Below are 17,686 nucleotides of genomic sequence, written 5' to 3' on the forward strand. Positions count from 1 at the left end.
GCCAGCCGGGAGATCAGCATGCCAACCTACAAAGCCCCCGTCGAAGACGTCAGCTTCCTGCTCAACGACGTTTTCCAGATCGATCGCTACGGCAATCTTCCCGGCTTCACCGATGCCTCGGCCGATGTGCGCGAGGCGATCCTCGGCGAGGCCGCCAAGCTCAGCGAAGAGGTGTTGCAGCCGCTCAATCGCACAGGCGATCTCGAGGGCTGCAAGCGCAATGACGACGGCAGCGTCACCACGCCGAAGGGCTTCAAGGATGCCTTCAGGCAGGTCGCCGAAGGCGGCTGGCTCGGCCTCTCGGCGCCGACGGAATTCGGCGGCCAGGGCCTGCCGGTGACGCTCTCGCAGGCCGTCAACGAATTCCAGATCTCCGCCAACATGGCGTTCTCGATGTATGGAGGGCTGACGATGGGCGCGACCGCGGCGCTGCTGGTGCACGGCACCCCCGAGCAGAAGCAGACCTATGTGCCGAAGATGGTCGCCGGCCAGTGGACCGGCACCATGAACCTGACCGAGCCGCAGTGCGGCACCGATCTCGGCCTGCTCCGCACCAAGGCGGTGCGCCAGGCCGACGGCAGCTTCAAGATCACGGGCACCAAGATATTCATCTCCGCCGGCGAGCACGACCTCACTGAGAACATCATCCATCTCGTGCTGGCGCGCATCGAAGGCGCGCCGGCCGGCATCAAGGGCGTCTCGCTGTTCGTGGTGCCGAAGGTGCTGGTCAATGCCGACGGCTCGCTCGGGCAGCGCAACGGCGTCAGCTGCGGCTCGATCGAGCACAAGATGGGCATCCACGGCAATTCCACCTGTGTGATGAACTACGACAACGCCACCGGCTGGCTGATCGGCGAAGAGAACAAGGGCATGCAGGGCATGTTCGTGATGATGAACGAGGCTCGCCTCGGCGTCGCCGTGCAGGGCCTCGCGCAGTCCGAGGTCGCCTATCAGAACGCGGTCGCTTATGCCCGCGAGCGCCTGCAGGGTCGCTCGCTGACCGGCGTGAAGGAACCCGAGAAGCCGGCTGATCCGATCATCGTACATCCCGACGTGCGCCGCACGCTGCTCACCATCCGCGCCTTCAACGAGGCGGCGCGCGCCATGGTGGTATGGACCGCGCTGAAGAGCGACGTCGCGCACCGCTCCAACGACGCTGGGGATCGCCAGGCTGCCGACGATCACATGGGCCTGATGACGCCGGTGCTGAAGGGCGTCCTGACCGACACCGGGTTCGCCAACACGGTCTCGGCGCAGCAGATGTTCGGCGGCCATGGGTACATCGCCGAGCACGGCATGGAGCAGTTCGTGCGCGATGCGCGCATCGCGATGATCTATGAGGGCGCCAACGGCATCCAGGCGCTCGACCTGGTCGGCCGCAAGCTGCCGCGCGACGGCGGCCGTGCGGCGATGGCGTTCTTCGGCGAGGTCGGCGCTTTCGCCAAGGAGCATGGCGCCGACGAGGCGATGAAGCCGTTCATCACCCCGCTCTCCACCGCGCTCGGCCATCTGCAGCAGGCCACCGGCTGGCTGATGCAGAACGCGCTGGCCAAGCCCGACAATGCCGGCGCCGCCGCGACCGACTACATGAAATTGTTCGGCCTCGTCGCGCTCGGCTATATGTGGGCGAAGATGGCCAAGGTGGCGCAGGACAAGGCCGCCGCCGGCACCACGCCCTACCTCAACACCAAGCTTGTGACCGGCCGCTTCTTCATGGAGAAGCTGCTGCCGGAGACCGCCGTGCATCTGGCCCGGATCCAGAGCGGCAGCGCCACCACGATGGAATTGGCCGCGGAAGCGTTCTGACGCGTTTTCCAGCGAAGTGGAGACCGGTTCGCGTGAGGAAAACGCGTCAAACAAGAAAGCCCTGAAAATTGCCGCCGCACTGCTGCGGCGGCGGGTCTTTCCGTATATATTATGATCCTCATATCAAGGAGGGCGTCATGCCTGAGGCATACATCTACGATCACGTTCGTACCCCGCGCGGCCGCGGCAAGGCCGACGGCGCACTGCACGAGGTCACCGCGCTGGCGCTCGCCACGGTGCCGCTGAAGTCGCTCAAGGAGCGCAACAATCTTCCCGAGGATTCCGTCGATGACGTCGTGCTCGGCGTCGTCGACCCGGTCGGCGAGGCCGGCTCCGACATCGCCCGCTTCGCGGCGCTGAACGCCGGCCTCGGCGAGAAGGTGCCGGGCGTGCAGATCAGCCGCTTCTGCGCCTCCGGCCTCGATGCCGTGAACTTCGCCGCGGCCCAGATCATGAGCGGCCAGCATGAGCTCGTGATCGGTGGCGGCGCGGAATCGATGAGCCGCGTCGGCATCGGCGCCTCCGGCGGCGCCTGGCCGATGGATCCCTCGATGGCGGTGCCGGCCTATTTCATGCCGCAGGGCATCTCGGCCGATTTGATCGCGACCAAATACGGTTTCTCGCGTGACGACGTCGACGCTTACGCGGTGCAGAGCCAGCAGCGTGCGGCCAAGGCCTGGGACGAGGGCCGCTTCGGCAAGTCGGTGGTGCCGGTCAAGGACGTCAACGGCCTGACCATCCTCGCCAAGGACGAGCACATGCGCCCGACCACGACGATGCAGTCGCTGGCGCAGCTGCAGCCGTCCTTCGCGGCGATGGCGGCGATGGCCGGCTTCGACGCGGTGGCGATCCAGTCGCATCCCGAGGTCGAGAAGGTCAATTACGTGCATCACGCCGGTAATTCCTCCGGCATCGTCGACGGCGCCGGCGCCGTGCTGCTCGGCAGCAAGGAGGCGGGCGCCAAGCACGGGTTGAAGCCGCGGGCGAAGATCCGCGCATTCGCCAATATCGGCTCGGAGCCCGCGATGATGCTGACCGGCCCGGTCGACGTCACCGAAAAGCTGTTCGAGCGCTCCGGCATGAAGAAGTCGGACATCGACCTGTTCGAACTCAACGAGGCCTTCGCCTCGGTGGTGCTGCGCTACATCCAGGCGTTCGACATCGACAACGCCAAGATCAACGTCAATGGCGGCGCGATCGCGCTCGGCCATCCGTTAGGGGCGACCGGCGCGATGATCCTCGGCACCGTGCTCGACGAGCTCGAGCGCACCAACAAGGAAACCGCGCTGGTGACGCTGTGCATCGGCGGCGGCATGGGCACCGCCACCATTATCGAGCGCGTCTGAGGCGAGGGGAGCGAGCAACATGGCTTACAAGAATTTCAAGTTCGACGTCGACGCCGACGGCATTGCGCTCGTCACCTGGGACATCCCTGATCGTTCGATGAACGTGTTCGACGAGATCTCGACCCAGGAGATCGGCGAGATCATCAAGCAGACGACCAGCGATCCTGCGATCAAGGGTGTCGTGATCACCTCGGCGAAGGAGGCGTTCTGCGCCGGCGCCGACCTCTCGATGCTCGAGGGCATGAACCGCTCTTACGCGCAGCTCTTCAAGGAGAAGGGCGAGGAAGCCGCGAACCAGATGCTGTTCGAGCAGAGCCGCCAGATGTCGCAGTCGTTCCGCGCGATCGAGACCTCGGGCAAGCCGTGGGTCGCCGCGATCAACGGCCTTGCGCTCGGCGGCGGCTTCGAGATCACGCTGGCCTGCCACTACCGCGTCGCGGCCGAGAACCCGAAGACCCGGCTCGGCCTGCCCGAGATCAAGGTTGGCCTGTTCCCCGGCGCCGGCGGCACCCAGCGCGTGCCGCGTCTTGTGCAGCCGGCGGACGCGATGCAATTGCTGCTCAAGGGTGAGGCGGTCAATCTCACCCGCGCCAAGGCACTCAACCTGATTCACGCGGTGGTGCCGGCGGCCGATTTGATCAAGGCCGCGAAGGACTGGATCAAGGGCGGCGGCAAGGCGGTCGCGCCGTGGGACGAGAAGGGCTTCAAGTTGCCCGGCGGCCCCGTCTTCTCCAAGATGGGCATGCAGATGTTCCCGGCCGGCAATGCGATCTATCGCCGCGAGACCTACGACAATTATCCGGCCGCGCGCGCCATCATGAGCTGCGTCTATGAGGGCCTGCAGCTGCCGATCGACGCCGCGCTGCGGGTCGAGTCGCGCTACTTCACCAAGGTGCTGCGCTCGAAGGAAGCGGCGGCGATGATCCGCTCGCTGTTCCTGTCGATGCAGGAATTGAACAAGGGCGCTCGCCGCCCGGCGGGCATGCCGCCGACCAAGGTCAAGAAGCTCGCCGTGATCGGCGCCGGCTTCATGGGCGCCAGCGTCGGCTATGTCTCGGCGCAGGCCGGCATCGACGTCGTGCTGGTCGATCGCGACCAGGAGAGCGCCGACAAGGGCAAGGGCCACGCCAAGACCGTGGTCGACGGCCTGATCGCCAAGGGACGGATGAAGCAGGACGCGGCCGATGCCATCCTGGCGCGGATCTCGGCCACATCAGACTACAACGTGATCTCGGACTGCGACCTCGTCATCGAGGCGGTGTTCGAGGATCGCAAGGTCAAGGCGGATACCTATGCCAAGGCCCAGCCGCTGTTGAAGCCGGGCGCGATCTTCGCCTCCAACACCTCGACGCTGCCGATCAATTCGCTGGCCGAGGAGTTCAAGGACCAGGGCAAGTTCATCGGCATCCACTTCTTCTCGCCGGTCGAGAAGATGATGCTGGTCGAGATCATCCTCGGCAAGAACACCGGCGACGTCGCGCTGGCGACCGCACTCGACTATGTGCGCGCGATCGGCAAGACGCCCATCGTGGTGAACGACTCGAGGGGTTTCTTCGCCAACCGTTGCGTGATGCGTTACATCTCCGAGGGCAACGAGATGCTGCTCGAGGGCGTGCCGCCGGCGATGATCGAGAACACCGCCAAGATGGCCGGCATGCCGGTCGGGCCGCTGTCGCTGCAGGACGAGGTCGCGCTCGATCTTGGCCTGAAGATCACCAAGGCGACCGAGGCTGATCTCGGCCCCAATGCGATCGACCAGGCGCAGAAGAAGCTGATGGTCGAGATGGTCGAGAAGCAGGGCCGCTTCGGCCGCAAGAACGGCAAGGGCTTCTACGACTATCCCGAGAAGGGCAAGGGCCAGAAGAGCCTGTGGCCGGGGCTCGCCAATCTGCAGCCGAAGCACCTCGATCCCGACACGCTCAGCGTCGAGGAGTTGAAGCAGCGCTTCCTGGTGGTGCAGGCGGTGGAGGCCGCGCGCACCGTCGAGGATCACGTCATCACCGACGTGCGCGAGGCCGATGTCGGCTCAATCCTCGGCTTCGGCTTCGCGCCCTTCACCGGCGGTGCGCTGTCCTACATCGACTTCATGGGCACCAGGAACTTCGTCGCACTCTGCCACAGCTTCGAGAAGAAGTACGGCTCGCGCTTCACGCCGCCGAAGCTGCTCGAGGAGATGGCCGCCAAGGGCGAAACCTTCTACGGCCGCTTCCCGCCGAAGAAGCAGGCGGCGTAAACTTCTGAGGCGAACTCGCGCAGGATCAAGCCGGTCATCGATCCGACTTGATCCTGTTGTGCGACGGTCATGCGCGTCAAAGTCCCGCCACGCTCGTTCCCCACTGGCACCACGCTGCTGGCATCACTCTTGCTCGTCGATCGCCGGGGCGACGATCAGCGTGAGGGTGTCGTGCGATGAGTTCTGCGTTCAAGGAAGGAGCCGCGGAGATCGCGGCGAAGGATTCCTTGTCTTCCCTGCGGTCGTCGCGATGGCGGAAGCCGCTGCGTCTGCGGGGCAAGGGCCCGTCATGGGCCGGCCTCGCGCTACTCGTTCTGGCCGCGGATATTGTGCTCGCCGCGACGGTCTGGCAGGCCGTCAATTTCTTCCGCCATTGAGCCGTCAGTCCCCGGAGAGAGCAAGGCGCCGGCGAGATAGGCGAACTGGTTGAAGGCGAGACAGGCGACGACGATCGGAGCACCGGTGGCAAAGGAAAAGCCGTCGGATTGGAGCACGATCGCCGCGAGCACCGCGACCAGCGGCGACTCCAGCATCAATGTCCAAACCCGAAAGTACAAACTGGTTGCCAGCCCAACCAGGGTGCTGGTCAATAAAAGGGTAAAGGCGATCGTCACATTTTTAGACCAGTTGGAGCGGAGGGCGCGCCGCAGGTCATAGTCAGTCAGTTGGATCGCTCGAACAAGGACGGCCACGCCCTCAGCCGAAAGTAGTCTTAATCGGTAGAATGCCGATTAAATTGATTTTGTTCCAGCACGTCCTGAAGGTTTGCACCGTTCATTTCTCCCTGAAGGCGCGGTGGACCTGGTCGGCCAGCGGCTTCATCAAACAGGAGAGCACCGTCCGCTCGGTGGTCGGACACACCTCGACCGGCATGCCCGGCAGCAGATGGGTCGTGGCCAGCTTCTTCCTGTCGACAATTATCGGCAAGGGCCGGCCGCGTGGTGCCACGAGGCCGGCCTTGTTCGGCTCAGGCCGCCTTGAGCAGGCCTTCCTTCTTCAGCGCCTCCTGCACCTTCGGGCGCGCCGCGACGCGGGCCTTGTAGGCCGTCACGTTCGGCAGGCCGGAGAAGTCGAAGCCGAGCCGGTCCTGCGCCCACATGATCATGGTGAAGAGGTAGCCGTCGGCGACCGTGAACTGGTTGCCCATCAAATAGTCGCGTCCGGCGAGCTGGCTCTCGACATACTTGAACTTGCCCATGGCGCGGTCCTTGAAGAAGGCCTTGGCGTCGTCGGCGAGCACGGGCGAGAACATCGGACCGAGATTCTTGTGCAGCTCGGTCGTGGTGTAGTTCAGCCATTCGAGCAGCTTGTAGCGCTCGTTGGAGTCCCTCGCCGGTGCCAGCTTCTTGTCGGCGGCCTTGTCGGCGATCATCTGGATGATGATTGGCCCCTCGGTGACCATCTCGCCGGTATCCAGCGTCAGCGCCGGCACCTGGCCCTTGGGGTTCACCTGGAGGAAATCGTCGCCGTTTTCGAGCTTCTTGGCGCGGAGATCGACCTTGACCAGGTCGTAGGGCAGCCCGGCCTCGAGCAGGGCGATATGGGGGGAGAGGGAGCAGGCACCGGGGGTGTAATAAAGCTTCATAGGGGTATTCCTTCCCTTGTTCTTGGCGTCCGGAGAGGGATTGCCTACATGCGCCTGCATGAAATAGTCAAGATTGATGCAGATGCATTCAGTGCGGTACAGTCGGTGCCGGGACCCTATGAGCTAGACCATGAAACGCAAGCTATCGAGCGAGGCGACGGCCGCCTGGATCCGCCTGATGCGGGTGCCGAGCCGGGTGCTGGACTGCGTCGAGCAGGATTTGAAGAAGGCCGGTTTTCCGCCGCTCGCCTGGTATGACGCTTTGCTCGAGCTGTCCCGCGCGCCGTCGGGCGAGCTGCGTCCGGTCGAGCTCGAGCGCCAGATGCTGATCCCGCAATATTCGACCTCGCGGCTGATCGACAAGCTGGTCGACGAGGGGCTCGCCGCCCGCCGCGAATGCAAGATCGACAAGCGCGGCCAGTTCGTCGAGATCACCGAGGCTGGACGCGAGCTGCAGAAGCGGATGTGGAACGCCTATTCCGCCGCGATCGACAAGCATGTCGGCTCGAAATTATCCGACGCCGACGCAACCAGGCTGTGCGGCCTGCTCGACCGGCTCGGCTGCGCCTGCGGCGACGCCAAAGGCGACGTCAAGAACGAGACCAAGGCTGACAGCAAGGCTGCGCCTGCGCGAGACGGCGTGCCTGCCCGATGATATTGCTGATTCCATCATCCGCAGCCGTTGTGGCTCGCGGATGTCCCTGCCACCGCGCGCCTTCGATCGAAGCGCCTTTGAGTTGGATTATCTATGGCGCGTGACCAGATCGACATGACGCCGCTGCAGTCGCGCGACGAACTCGTGGCGTGGCTTGAAGCCGGCGTGAAGCCTGAGTCCGAATTCCGGATCGGCACCGAGCACGAGAAGACTCCGTTCACGCTGGAGGGCCATCAGCCCGTGCCCTATGAAGGCGCCAAGGGCATCGGCGCGCTGCTCGAGGGCATGAAGCTCTTGCTCGGCTGGGAGCCGATCATGGAGCGCGGCAACATCATCGGCCTCTATGACGTCACCGGCGGCGGCGCGATTTCGCTCGAGCCCGGCGGGCAGTTCGAACTGTCGGGCGCGCCGGTCGAAACCGTGCATCAGACGCAGTCGGAATTGATGGCGCATCTGGCGCAGGTGCGGGAGATCGCAACCCCGCTCGGCATCGGCTTCCTCGGCCTCGGCATGACGCCGTCCTGGTCGCGCGCGCAGATCCCCGTGATGCCCAAGGGGCGTTACAAGATCATGCGAAACTACATGCCGAAGGTCGGCAAATACGGCCTCGACATGATGTTCCGGACCTGCACGGTGCAGACTAATCTCGACTTCTCCTCCGAAGCCGACATGGTGAAGAAGCTGCGGGTGTCGCTGGCGTTGCAGCCGATCGCGACCGCCTTGTTCGCCAACTCGCCGTTCACCGAAGGCAAGCCCAACGGCTTCCTGTCGTTCCGTTCCGAGATCTGGCGCGACACCGACAATGCGCGCAGCGGCATGGTGCCGTTCGCGTTCGAGGACGGCATGGGCTTCGAGCGCTATGTCGATTACGCGCTCGACGTTCCGATGTATTTCGTCAAGCGGGGCGAGGAATATATCGACGTCTCCGGCTCCTCGTTCCGGGATTTCTTCGCCGGCAAGAATGCCGCCTTCCCGGGCGAGCGCCCGACCTTGTCGGACTGGGCCAATCACCTCTCGACGATCTTCCCCGAGGTGCGGTTGAAGCGTTACCTCGAAATGCGCGGCGCCGACGGCGTGCCGTGGGGCCGGCTGCCGGCGCTGCCGGCGTTCTGGGTCGGGCTGCTCTACGACAATGACAGCCTCGATGCCGCCTGGGACATCGTCCGCCACTGGACCGCGCCGGAGCGGCAGGCGCTGCGTGACGACGTGCCGCGTTTCGGCTTCAAGTCGCGGATCAAGGATCGCTATCTGTTCGAGATCGCCAAGGAGTGCCTGATCCTGTCGCATGCCGGATTGCGGCGGCGCGGCCGGATCGATCATCTCGGACGCGACGAGAGCCGCTTCCTCGAACCGCTCGAGCGCATCATCGAGGCCGGCCGCTCGCCGGCCGAGGAGATGCTGGAGAAGTTCAACGGTCCCTGGAAGGGCTCGGTGGAACCGGCCTATCAGGAATACGCCTTTTAGTCCCCGCTTGGATCCGATCCGGGCGTGAGGCGCGCGCGAACGGCGGTGGTGTCGCACCCGCCGTTCATCAGCCGTACAGGTTCATGGCGTTCAAATGACGCCCCGCGAAACGCGCGGGGCTGCGCGAATTTGAAAGCAATCTCATGGGGATAGGCCGCCTCTTTAGGGCGTGTGTGGTGGTGTTTGCGGCTCTCGCGGCCGCGGTCGTCGCACGCCCGGCATTGGCGCAGACCAATTTCGACCGCCCCGGCGGCGACTATCTCAACGCGCCGGTGACGACGGGCGATCCGGCCGATTGCGCGCTGACCTGCGAGCGTGACCGCCGTTGCCGCGCCTGGAGCTTCAACTATCCGACCGACGCCAATAATGGGGCGGTGTGCTGGCTGAAGAGCACCGTGCCGCCACGGGTGCAGAACGTCTGCTGCGTCTCCGGGGTGCGCGGCGCGGGCGTGGTCGAACCGCGCAACGGCGCCATCGAAACTTCGATCGACCGCCTCGGCGGAGACTACAAGAATTTCGAGCTGAAGAGCAGCGACGGCGACGAGGCCTGCCAGGCCGCCTGCACCGCCGACAACAAGTGCCGCGCCTGGACCTACGCCCGGCCCGGCTATGCCGGCCGCGACGCGCATTGCTTCCTGAAGAAAGAGATCAAGCCGCCGCGCCGCAAGGCGGGGTTCACGTCGGGCGTGGTGCGGTGAATCCGTAGCCCGGATGAGGCGAAGCGTAATCCGGGACCGCGCTCACCGTGGATGGGCCTGCCCCGGATTTCGCTGCGCTTCATCCGGGCTACGCGATGACGGGCTACTCCGCCGCCAGCACCGTGATCTCGGGCCAGAGCGCCTTCCAGCGCGCCGCCTTCGTCGCATAGTTCGCCGGCGAAAAGTTCGCGGTCCGGTTCGGCCGCACGATCATGCCGGCGACATCATCGAAACCGTTCGGCGCATAGACGTCGTGGCCGCGCGTGGTGCGGCGGATGCCGATCTGCGTGTTTTCGGTGAGGAAGCGATCGATGCCGTCGGTCGAACGCGACAGCGCCGGGTAGGGCAGGCCGTGCTTGTCGGGATACCAGAGATGGACGCGGGCCTGGTTGCGCACCTCGATCGCGACACCGAGACGGCCGAGCCGTGCCTTGAGCTCACGGATCACCGCATCCTCGGCCTCCCATGAGGTATCCGGATCGAAATAGTAGATGTCGTGGTCGCTGATGCCATGATCGAGCGGCCGGCTGGTCAGCACGTTCCACACGGTCTGCACCAGGCAGCCGGCGACCAGCCACGCATCGGGCAGACCGAGGCGGTACAACTCGTCGGTGATGGCTTGATTGGCCGGGTTGCGCAGCGCGGCTGCGAGGAATTCGTCCTGCGTCACGACGAGGCGGTCGCGTCGTAGTCCCGGACCGCCTTCTTCGACGCCAGCGTGCGCCAGTGCCGGCGCAGCAAGGGCTCGACGGTCTGACGTTTGGCCTTCGACAGGCGGATCAGGACCGTCGGGTAGTCGCGGTAGTGATCGGTGAAGTAGAACACCTTGGGCTGATGCTCGACCAGCATGTCGCGCTCCTCCGGCGGGACGCCCGGAATCACCAGGCTGTCGCCGTCCTCCTTGAGCCGCACCAGCATCTTGTTGCGCACCTTCAGCGCCGGCGTGCCGTAGGAAGAGCCGTCCTCGACCTCCGGCCATGCCAGCGCGATGTGCCTGATGTCGTCGAAGGTCACGACTATCATCCCGCAAGGAATGTAGCCCGGATGGAGCGAAGCGAAATCCGGGACATCTTGCAGAGTGGGAGATCCCGGATTGCGCAGCGCTCCATCCGGGCTACGCGTCTACTGCACCGAGGTGAAGAAGCGCGCGAGGCGGAAGCCTGAGAGCCAGGTCCAGACCGGCTGGCTGCGGATGCCGAGGTCCCAGGAGCCGACCACGGCGTCGGCGCGGCCGATCAGATTGTCGATCGGCAAGAGGCCGACGCCGCCGTCGCGCACCGGCACGCGGCTATCGGCGGAATTGTCCCGATTGTCGCCGAGCACGAACAGTTTGCCCGGCGGCACCGTCACCTCTTGGGTGTTGTCGAGCCGGCCGTTGTCGCGGATCTTGAAGATCGCGTGGTTGACGCCGTTCGGCAGCGTCTCGATGTAGCGATACGCCTCTTCGCCGCCGCCGCGATCGTCTTCGGCGAAGCCGGTGCCGTCGGGCTTCAGCGTCGCCGCATGATCGTTGATGAAGAGCTGACCCTGCCGCATCTGGATGCGGTCGCCGGGCAGCCCGACCACGCGCTTGACCCAGGCCTGCGAGCGGTCGCCCGGCCAGCGGAACACGACAACGTCGCCGCGCTTCGGCGCCTCGCCGAACACGCGGCCGGTTTCCGGCAGCGTGATCTGGATCGGCAGCGAAGCCGCGCCGTAGCCATAGGGATATTTCGAGGCGACCAGCGCGTCGCCGATCAGCAGCGTCGGCTCCATCGATCCCGACGGCACGTAGAACGGCTCCGCGATCGCGCCCTTGGCGAGGAACACGACGGCCACGATCGCGGCCAGTTGCACGGCCTGCCCGCGCCAGCTGGTCGGCTTGGCCGTCACGACTTCGTTTCCGCTGCTCACTAGCCCGTTCCTCCGACCGTAATCCGTTCCATCCTGAGCGTCGGTTGGCCAACGCCGACCGGCACGCCCTGGCCGTTCTTGCCGCAGGTGCCGATTCCCGTATCCAGCGCAAGATCGTTGCCGATCATGGTGATCCTGTGGAGATCGGTCGGTCCGTTGCCGATCAGCATGGCGCCCTTCAGCGGCGCGCCGAGCTTGCCGTTCTCGATCTTGTAGGCCTCGGTGCACTGGAACACGTACTTGCCCGAGGTGATGTCGACCTGGCCGCCGCCGAAATTGGCGGCGTACATGCCGTTCCTCACCGAGGCGATGATCTCGGCCGGGTCGCGGTCGCCCGACAGCATGTAGGTGTTGGTCATGCGCGGCATCGGCACATGGGCATAGCTCTGCCGACGACCGTTGCCGGTCGGCTTCATGCCCATCAGCCGGGCGTTCTGGCGGTCCTGCATGTAGCCGACCAGAATGCCGTCCTCGATCAGCACGGTGCGGTTGGTTGGCGTGCCCTCGTCGTCGATCGAGAGCGAGCCGCGGCGCGAGGCCATGGTGCCATCGTCGACCACGGTGACGCCCTTGGCCGCGACCTGCTGGCCCATCAGGCCGGCAAAGGCGGAGGTCTGCTTGCGGTTGAAATCGCCCTCGAGCCCGTGGCCGACGGCCTCATGCAGCATCACGCCGGGCCAGCCGGCGCCGAGCACCACGTCCATCTCACCGGCGGGCGCCGGCACCGATTCGAGATTGACCAGCGCCTCGCGCAGCGCGCCGTCGGCGGCGTCGCGCCAGGCCTTGGTCTCGATGAAGCGGGCATAGCCCTCGCGGCCGCCATAGCCCTTGCTGCCGCTCTCCTGGCGGTCGCCCTGGCCGGCGACGACGGAGATGTTGACGCGCACCAGCGGGCGGATGTCGCGATAGCTCTCGCCGTCGGGCCGCAGGATCTCGACCACCTGCCAGGTCGCGGTGAGGCTGGCCGAGACCTGACGCACCCGCGGGTCCTTGTCCCTGACATAGGCGTCGATCTCGCCGAGCAGCTTGACCTTGGCCTCGAACGCCGGGCCGTCCAGCGGGTTCTCGTCGCCATAGAGCCTGATGTTGGTGTGGGCGGGCGCCGCGGCGAAAGTGCCGGCATAGCCGCCGCGCACGGCCGCGACCGCATCCGCGGCGCGGATCAGCGCCGGGATCGAGACGTCGGAGGAATGCGCATAGCCGACCGCGTCGTCCTTGACCGCGCGCAGGCCAAAGCCCTGCGAGGTGTCATAGGTCGCCTGCTTCAGCCTTCCGTTGTCGAACACCAGCGCCTCGGTCTGCCCGAACTCCAGGAACAGCTCGCCGTCGTCGGCGCCTTCAAGGCCGCGGGACACCTCGCGGCGGACGGCATCGCGGTCCAGATTGGCGCGGTCGAGCAGGGAGGTCGTGGCGGGATTGGTCATGGTCACTCCGACGCAATGCGATTGCTTGGCGATTCCTCGTCATCCTTGCCTGAAGCGCAACTGATTGCCAGTGGGGAACCCGCAGCAGGGATTTCGGGGGATTGAAGCAGAGACGAGCGGAAAACTCATCTTACAACCCGGAAACCTGTACCGGTCCCGGTTCAGGCCCGGACGGCGATCACCAAAGATAGTGGTTGGGGTGGCAAACCGGGAGTGCCTGCGGCTGTACTGTCGATCACAGTGCCCCGTCGGCGTCCTCACCTTGTCGTCATCACCTTGAGCGCCGATCCGCCTTCCGCGGCGGGCTTTCGCGCTCGGCTGCATCGCCCGATTGCGGCTTCGGCTGTGCGGTGCCCTGCGCCGAGGTCGGAAAGCCATGCTCCTGTGCCCAGCGGTACAGTTCATCGAACACCGGCTTGAGCGCCTTGGCGGACGGCGTCATCTCGTACTCAACCCGGGGCGGCACCTCGGGATAGACCGTGCGCTTGACGAGGCCGTTGGCCTCGAGATCGCGCAGCTGCGTGGTCAGCATATGCTGGGTCACGCCGGGGATCGACTGGCGCAGCTCGCCGAACCGCCGCTTGCGCTCGACCAGTTGCCAGAGGATGTCGCCCTTCCATTTTCCGGCCAGCACCGACAGCGCGCGATGAAATTGCGCCGACAGGTCGCCGTTGCACGGCTCGGACGCCGCCGGAGGCTCGGCAGGCTCAATAGTCAGTTTTTTCATACTACCTCACAAAAAGCATCCTACTTGTTCTTTTCATCTTACTCCCGAATTTAGACCACCGAAAGCCGCGGGCCAGCCGCCGATCGGTCGGGTGGCCGCGGTCCGGCCTTACGAACAACTCGGGAGTCATCAATGTCAGTTGCAGTTGCCGCGGCGCCGTCGCGCTGGAAATCCGTCAGCCTCTGGGTCGTCAGGGGACTGCTCGCTTTGACCTTTGCCGCCGCGGGCGCGGCCAAGCTTTACGGCGTGCCGATGCTGGTCGAGGAATTCGAGCATATCGGGCTCGGTCAGTGGTTCCGCTATTTCACCGGATCGCTGGAGCTGCTCGGCGCGATCCTGATCCTGCTGCCCCCGGTCGCGGCGTTCGGCGGCGTGCTGCTGAGCTGCATCATGGTCGGCGCCACCATCAGCCATCTTTTCGTGATCGGCGGCTCGCCGGTGCCCGCCCTCGTGCTGCTGACATTGAGTGTGATCGTCGCCTACGCCAAGCGCAGCCAGTTCGCCCTGCTCGCGAGCGCGCCGTGAGGCGAGCGCGATGCGCGTCTCTCTCCGCAAGCTGATGGTCGTGACCGGGCTGGTGCTGGCCTTCGCGGTGCCGTTCGCCGCGACAATGCTGCTCACCGGTTCGGTCGCGGCGGTCTCGAAACCCGAGCCCAAGAAACCTGAGTCCAGCAAGCCGGAGCCGCGCATGCACCGCCTGGTGCTGCCGATCAACAGCGACGACCCGACCACGATGCGGGCGCTGATCTCGACCGCGCTCAACCTCCCGAAATATTATCGGGAGCGCAACGAGCCGTTCGAGATCGAGGTCGTCGCCTACAATGCCGGCGTCCACATGCTGCGCGCCGATACCTCGCCGGTGAAGGATCTGCTCCGGGTGGCGAGGGGGCTCACGCCGGACATCCGCTTCGTGGTCTGCGAAGCCACCAGGCTCGGCATGGAGCGCGCCGAGGGACATCCGCTGGTCCTGCTCGATCATGTCGACCTGGTGCCGAACGGGCCCGGGCGCATCATCGAATTGCAGGAAGCCGGCTGGTCCTACATCCGGTCCTGAGCGATGCAGCGATCAAGCCAAGCGGAGAATTTGTCATGACGTCAGCTCACGTACCGACGCGCCGTGCCGTCGTTGCCGGCATGATTGGCGCCGGCGCCTCGCTCGCAATGCCCACCGGAGCTGTGCTCGCAGCGTCGGGACCGCCGCAATTCGGCACCATCCGGCATCAGTTCACGCAGGTCGAAGGCGCCCGCCCGGTGCCGCCGGTTGCGATCCCGGCGCTCACCGGCGGTGCGCTTGATCTCTCCGCGTTCAAAGGCAAGCTGGTGCTGGTGAATTTCTGGGCCACCTGGTGCGCGGCGTGCCGGACCGAGCTGCCGATGCTGGACCGCCTTGCCGCCAGCGGTCGTCGCGATCTCGTGGTTATCGCTGTTAGCACCGATCGCAACCGCGCGCCGGTCGCGCCCTACGTCAAGCAGCTCAAGCTGCGCCACCTCGCGGTCGGCTTCGATCCCGGCGGTCTCGTGTCGCGCGTCGACGTCGCCGAGGTCGATACGCCGTTCGCGCTGTACGGCATGCCGATCTCATTTTTGATCGGCATCACCGGACAGGTCGAAGGCTACATGACGGGTGAGGCGGACTGGCTGTCCACGGAGGCGAGCGCGTTGTTCGACTACTATGCGGGAGTCCGCTGAGATGGCTTAGCCCGGATGAAGCGCAGCGAAATCCGGGACTGGTTCATCCGCGATGAGAGCGGCCCCGGATTGCGCTGCGCTCCATCCGGGCTACGCTTTCCTGTGCCGCTCGGCGCCGCTAGGGCAATTTGTCATACCCCTCCGCCAGGCCATTCAGGCTGAGCGGAAAGCCGATCCCTTCCTCGGGCGTCTCGAAGATGATGAAGGTCGCGGTCTTGGCGTTCTTGAGCTGGCCGAGCAGCTTGTCGTCCATCACGACCTCGGCGACGCAGCCATTGGGCAGGCACCTGACAAAACCGGCGCGGCCGACGTCCTGATTGTCGAGCTTGAGGCCGAGGCCGGAGGGCAGCAGCACGCCGAGCGGCGCGACCACGCGCATCAGGCGGCTCTTCTGGTCGGCGGTCTTCAGCACGATCACGGTCAGGCCGGCATTGGAGCGGTCTTCCGCTACCACGCTCTGGATCAGCGCGCATTGCTCGGCCTGGGCGCCGGGCGGAGTGTCGCAGCGGATCTGCCAGTCGCCGTGGACCGAGCGCACCGCGCCTTGCGCGTTCGCCGGCTGGGTCAGGCCAAGAGAAAGGCCAAGAGAAAGGCCGAGGCAGAGGGCCAGAATCGCGAGGCCGCCGAGCCGGCTGGCCATCGTCAAACGAATGTTCGAAGCGCCCATCCGGGTCGATCCTTATAGATGTTCGGTCGGTCCGGCCGTCCGGCCGCCGGTAGCACGCGCGCCACGATGCGCTTCCCGGAAGCGAATCATGATCTCATCTTCTTGTTTGAGCATGATCTTTCGGAAAACCGGTTTCCACTCTTCCGGATCATGCTCAGGCGTCGACTGATACCGCAATGACGGCGCCTTGAAGGCGATCGTGAAGCCATTCTCGCGCCGGATTGGGGCAGCCCGCAGCGAATCAGGTTCCTGTGCGCTGCCCTGTCTGTGGGTACATCCGGTAATCCCCCTGTCAAGCGGCATGGACAATTGGTCCAAGTGCTTTCGCTTGATTTTGCAGGAAAAATCGCAAGCGGCAGCTTCATCGCAGGCGCATGGCTTTCGGCCCCACTACTGCATTGCGAGCGCCGGAGAATTATGGTTTGAGAGGCTGGATTTCGACGCGTTCTAGCGATCTGGCTCCCGTACCCACCTTGACTCAGAGACGGGTATGTCCGGAAGGCCGTTTGTCAGGGCGGATCGTGCTGCATTTTCGGCCACATGCCGGGGGTGCTTTGGGGAATAATGCAAGGGAGCGCGAGCGGCATGAAGATGTCGATTGGCCGGTTGGGCAGGCAATTGCTGGGGTTGGCGGTGGCGGGTGTGGCGTCTGTCGCCGCGGGATCGGCCTTCGCCGAAATGGGGCAGCCGGCGCCCTGGGAGCACACGCTGCAGGAAGGCGTGACCCCGGTGATGGAAAACATCATCTGGTTTCACAATTTCCTGCTGGTGCTGATCACCCTGATCACGCTGTTCGTGCTCGCGTTGCTCATCATCGTGGTGGTGAAGTTCAACGCCAGGGCCAACCCGGTCCCCTCCAGGACCACCCACAACACGCTGATCGAGGTGGCCTGGACGCTGATCCCGGTGCTGATCCTGGTCGGCATCGCGGTGCCGTCGTTCCGCCTGCTGTTCCTGGAGCTCGACGTGCCGAAGCCGGATCTCACGGTGAAGGTCACCGGCAAGCAGTGGTACTGGTCCTACGCCTATCCGGATAACGGCAAGTTCGAGTTCGACTCGCTGCTCGACAAGGACAAGCAGCCGCGCCTGCTCGGCGTCGACAACGAGATGGTGGTCCCGGTCAACAAGGTGGTGCGGATCCAGACCACCGGCGCCGACGTGATCCACTCCTTCGCGGTGCCGGCCTTCGGCGTGAAGATCGACTCGATCCCCGGCCGCCTCAACGAGAGCTGGTTCAAGGCCACCAAGACCGGCGTGTTCTACGGCCAGTGCTCGGAACTGTGCGGCAAGGACCATGCCTTCATGCCGATCGCGGTCAGGGTCGTGAGCGACCAGGAATTCGCGACCTGGGTCGAAGGCGCGAAGAAGAAGTTTGCGACCAACCCGGCGAATTCCTACGCCTCGGCTGGTCAGGCGGCGCAGTAAGCCTCACGGCTTACGGCGCGGATGGAATAAGGGCGACGGGACCGCAAGGTCCAAGAGGGACTGCAAGGCAGGAT

The 17,686-nt window shown here is 65.1% G+C and carries 20 protein-coding genes; 10 read left to right on the forward strand and 10 right to left on the reverse strand.

Annotation, left to right across the window (positions count from 1 at the left end):
• The first annotated feature begins 18 nt into the window (after positions 1–18).
• From ACVW1B_RS39005 to ACVW1B_RS39015, 3 genes are all read left to right on the forward strand, one after another.
• A complete protein-coding gene (locus tag ACVW1B_RS39005) occupies positions 19–1,806 on the forward strand; it encodes an acyl-CoA dehydrogenase C-terminal domain-containing protein (RefSeq protein WP_456777891.1) in 1,788 nt (595 codons plus the stop codon).
• A 137-nt stretch (positions 1,807–1,943) separates the two neighbouring features.
• Entirely contained in the window at positions 1,944–3,152 is a 1,209-nt protein-coding gene (locus tag ACVW1B_RS39010) for an acetyl-CoA C-acetyltransferase (protein ID WP_283065077.1), read from the forward strand.
• Between the two features lie 19 nt (positions 3,153–3,171).
• Positions 3,172–5,385 carry a 3-hydroxyacyl-CoA dehydrogenase NAD-binding domain-containing protein gene (locus ACVW1B_RS39015; RefSeq protein ID WP_456777890.1) on the forward strand — a complete coding sequence of 738 codons (2,214 nt, stop codon included), beginning with the start codon at positions 3,172–3,174 and terminating at the stop codon, positions 5,383–5,385.
• Between the two features lie 305 nt (positions 5,386–5,690).
• Here ACVW1B_RS39015 and ACVW1B_RS39020 read toward each other — a convergent pair whose 3' ends face one another.
• The 3 genes from ACVW1B_RS39020 to gstA form a co-directional block, all read right to left on the reverse strand.
• Positions 5,691–6,077 carry a hypothetical protein gene (locus tag ACVW1B_RS39020; protein ID WP_240536793.1) on the reverse strand — a complete coding sequence of 129 codons (387 nt, stop codon included), beginning with the start codon at positions 6,075–6,077 and terminating at the stop codon, positions 5,691–5,693.
• An 82-nt stretch (positions 6,078–6,159) separates the two neighbouring features.
• On the reverse strand, positions 6,160–6,312 hold the full coding sequence (locus ACVW1B_RS39025; RefSeq protein ID WP_456777889.1) for a hypothetical protein: 153 nt from the start codon (positions 6,310–6,312) through the stop codon (positions 6,160–6,162).
• A 40-nt stretch (positions 6,313–6,352) separates the two neighbouring features.
• Entirely contained in the window at positions 6,353–6,970 is a 618-nt protein-coding gene (gstA, locus tag ACVW1B_RS39030; protein ID WP_456777888.1) for a glutathione transferase GstA, read from the reverse strand.
• A 130-nt stretch (positions 6,971–7,100) separates the two neighbouring features.
• Between gstA and ACVW1B_RS39035 the strand changes: the two genes are divergently transcribed.
• From ACVW1B_RS39035 to ACVW1B_RS39045, 3 genes are all read left to right on the forward strand, one after another.
• A complete protein-coding gene (locus tag ACVW1B_RS39035; RefSeq protein ID WP_016847103.1) occupies positions 7,101–7,625 on the forward strand; it encodes a MarR family winged helix-turn-helix transcriptional regulator in 525 nt (174 codons plus the stop codon).
• A gap of 93 nt (positions 7,626–7,718) precedes the next feature.
• Positions 7,719–9,089 (forward strand): glutamate--cysteine ligase, encoded by a 1,371-nt coding sequence (locus ACVW1B_RS39040; RefSeq protein ID WP_092088053.1) that lies wholly within the window; start codon positions 7,719–7,721, stop codon positions 9,087–9,089.
• A 143-nt stretch (positions 9,090–9,232) separates the two neighbouring features.
• Entirely contained in the window at positions 9,233–9,787 is a 555-nt protein-coding gene (locus tag ACVW1B_RS39045; RefSeq protein ID WP_456777887.1) for a PAN domain-containing protein, read from the forward strand.
• A gap of 103 nt (positions 9,788–9,890) precedes the next feature.
• On the opposite strand, the gene ACVW1B_RS39050 is transcribed toward ACVW1B_RS39045, so the two are convergent.
• From ACVW1B_RS39050 to ACVW1B_RS39070, 5 genes are all read right to left on the reverse strand, one after another.
• Positions 9,891–10,457 (reverse strand): nucleotidyltransferase family protein, encoded by a 567-nt coding sequence (locus tag ACVW1B_RS39050; RefSeq protein WP_456822875.1) that lies wholly within the window; start codon positions 10,455–10,457, stop codon positions 9,891–9,893.
• A complete protein-coding gene (locus tag ACVW1B_RS39055) occupies positions 10,454–10,801 on the reverse strand; it encodes an MmcQ/YjbR family DNA-binding protein (protein ID WP_092088124.1) in 348 nt (115 codons plus the stop codon). Before ACVW1B_RS39055 ends, ACVW1B_RS39050 begins: the two co-directional genes overlap by 4 nt.
• Positions 10,802–10,909: 108 nt before the next feature.
• On the reverse strand, positions 10,910–11,680 hold the full coding sequence (lepB, locus tag ACVW1B_RS39060) for a signal peptidase I (RefSeq protein ID WP_456777886.1): 771 nt from the start codon (positions 11,678–11,680) through the stop codon (positions 10,910–10,912).
• The gene (tldD, locus tag ACVW1B_RS39065) at positions 11,680–13,104 is read right to left on the reverse strand and encodes a metalloprotease TldD (protein ID WP_456822876.1); all 1,425 of its coding nucleotides are present in this window, start codon (positions 13,102–13,104) and stop codon (positions 11,680–11,682) included. Before tldD ends, lepB begins: the two co-directional genes overlap by 1 nt.
• Positions 13,105–13,375: 271 nt before the next feature.
• Positions 13,376–13,831 (reverse strand): winged helix-turn-helix transcriptional regulator, encoded by a 456-nt coding sequence (locus ACVW1B_RS39070; RefSeq protein WP_253604759.1) that lies wholly within the window; start codon positions 13,829–13,831, stop codon positions 13,376–13,378.
• 132 nt (positions 13,832–13,963) lie between these two features.
• On the opposite strand from ACVW1B_RS39070, the gene ACVW1B_RS39075 reads away from it, so the two are divergent.
• The 3 genes from ACVW1B_RS39075 to ACVW1B_RS39085 are packed head-to-tail and all read left to right on the forward strand — an operon-like array spanning position 13,964 to position 15,520.
• Complete coding sequence (locus ACVW1B_RS39075) at positions 13,964–14,356, forward strand: DoxX family protein (RefSeq protein ID WP_456777885.1); 393 nt, start codon at positions 13,964–13,966, stop codon at positions 14,354–14,356.
• Positions 14,357–14,366: 10 nt separating this feature from the next.
• Complete coding sequence (locus ACVW1B_RS39080; protein WP_456777884.1) at positions 14,367–14,885, forward strand: DsrE family protein; 519 nt, start codon at positions 14,367–14,369, stop codon at positions 14,883–14,885.
• 35 nt (positions 14,886–14,920) lie between these two features.
• Positions 14,921–15,520 (forward strand): TlpA family protein disulfide reductase, encoded by a 600-nt coding sequence (locus ACVW1B_RS39085; RefSeq protein ID WP_253604751.1) that lies wholly within the window; start codon positions 14,921–14,923, stop codon positions 15,518–15,520.
• Positions 15,521–15,638: 118 nt separating this feature from the next.
• On the opposite strand, the gene ACVW1B_RS39090 is transcribed toward ACVW1B_RS39085, so the two are convergent.
• Positions 15,639–16,187 carry an invasion associated locus B family protein gene (locus ACVW1B_RS39090; protein WP_076832351.1) on the reverse strand — a complete coding sequence of 183 codons (549 nt, stop codon included), beginning with the start codon at positions 16,185–16,187 and terminating at the stop codon, positions 15,639–15,641.
• Positions 16,188–16,199: 12 nt separating this feature from the next.
• Positions 16,200–16,505, reverse strand: coding sequence for a hypothetical protein (locus ACVW1B_RS39095; RefSeq protein ID WP_092088071.1), 306 nt, complete (start codon positions 16,503–16,505; stop codon positions 16,200–16,202).
• Positions 16,506–16,772: 267 nt separating this feature from the next.
• On the opposite strand from ACVW1B_RS39095, the gene coxB reads away from it, so the two are divergent.
• On the forward strand, positions 16,773–17,612 hold the full coding sequence (gene coxB, locus ACVW1B_RS39100) for a cytochrome c oxidase subunit II (RefSeq protein ID WP_026191935.1): 840 nt from the start codon (positions 16,773–16,775) through the stop codon (positions 17,610–17,612).
• Positions 17,613–17,686 lie beyond the last annotated feature (74 nt).

It is taken from the genome of Bradyrhizobium sp. USDA 4502, from assembly GCF_054063355.1.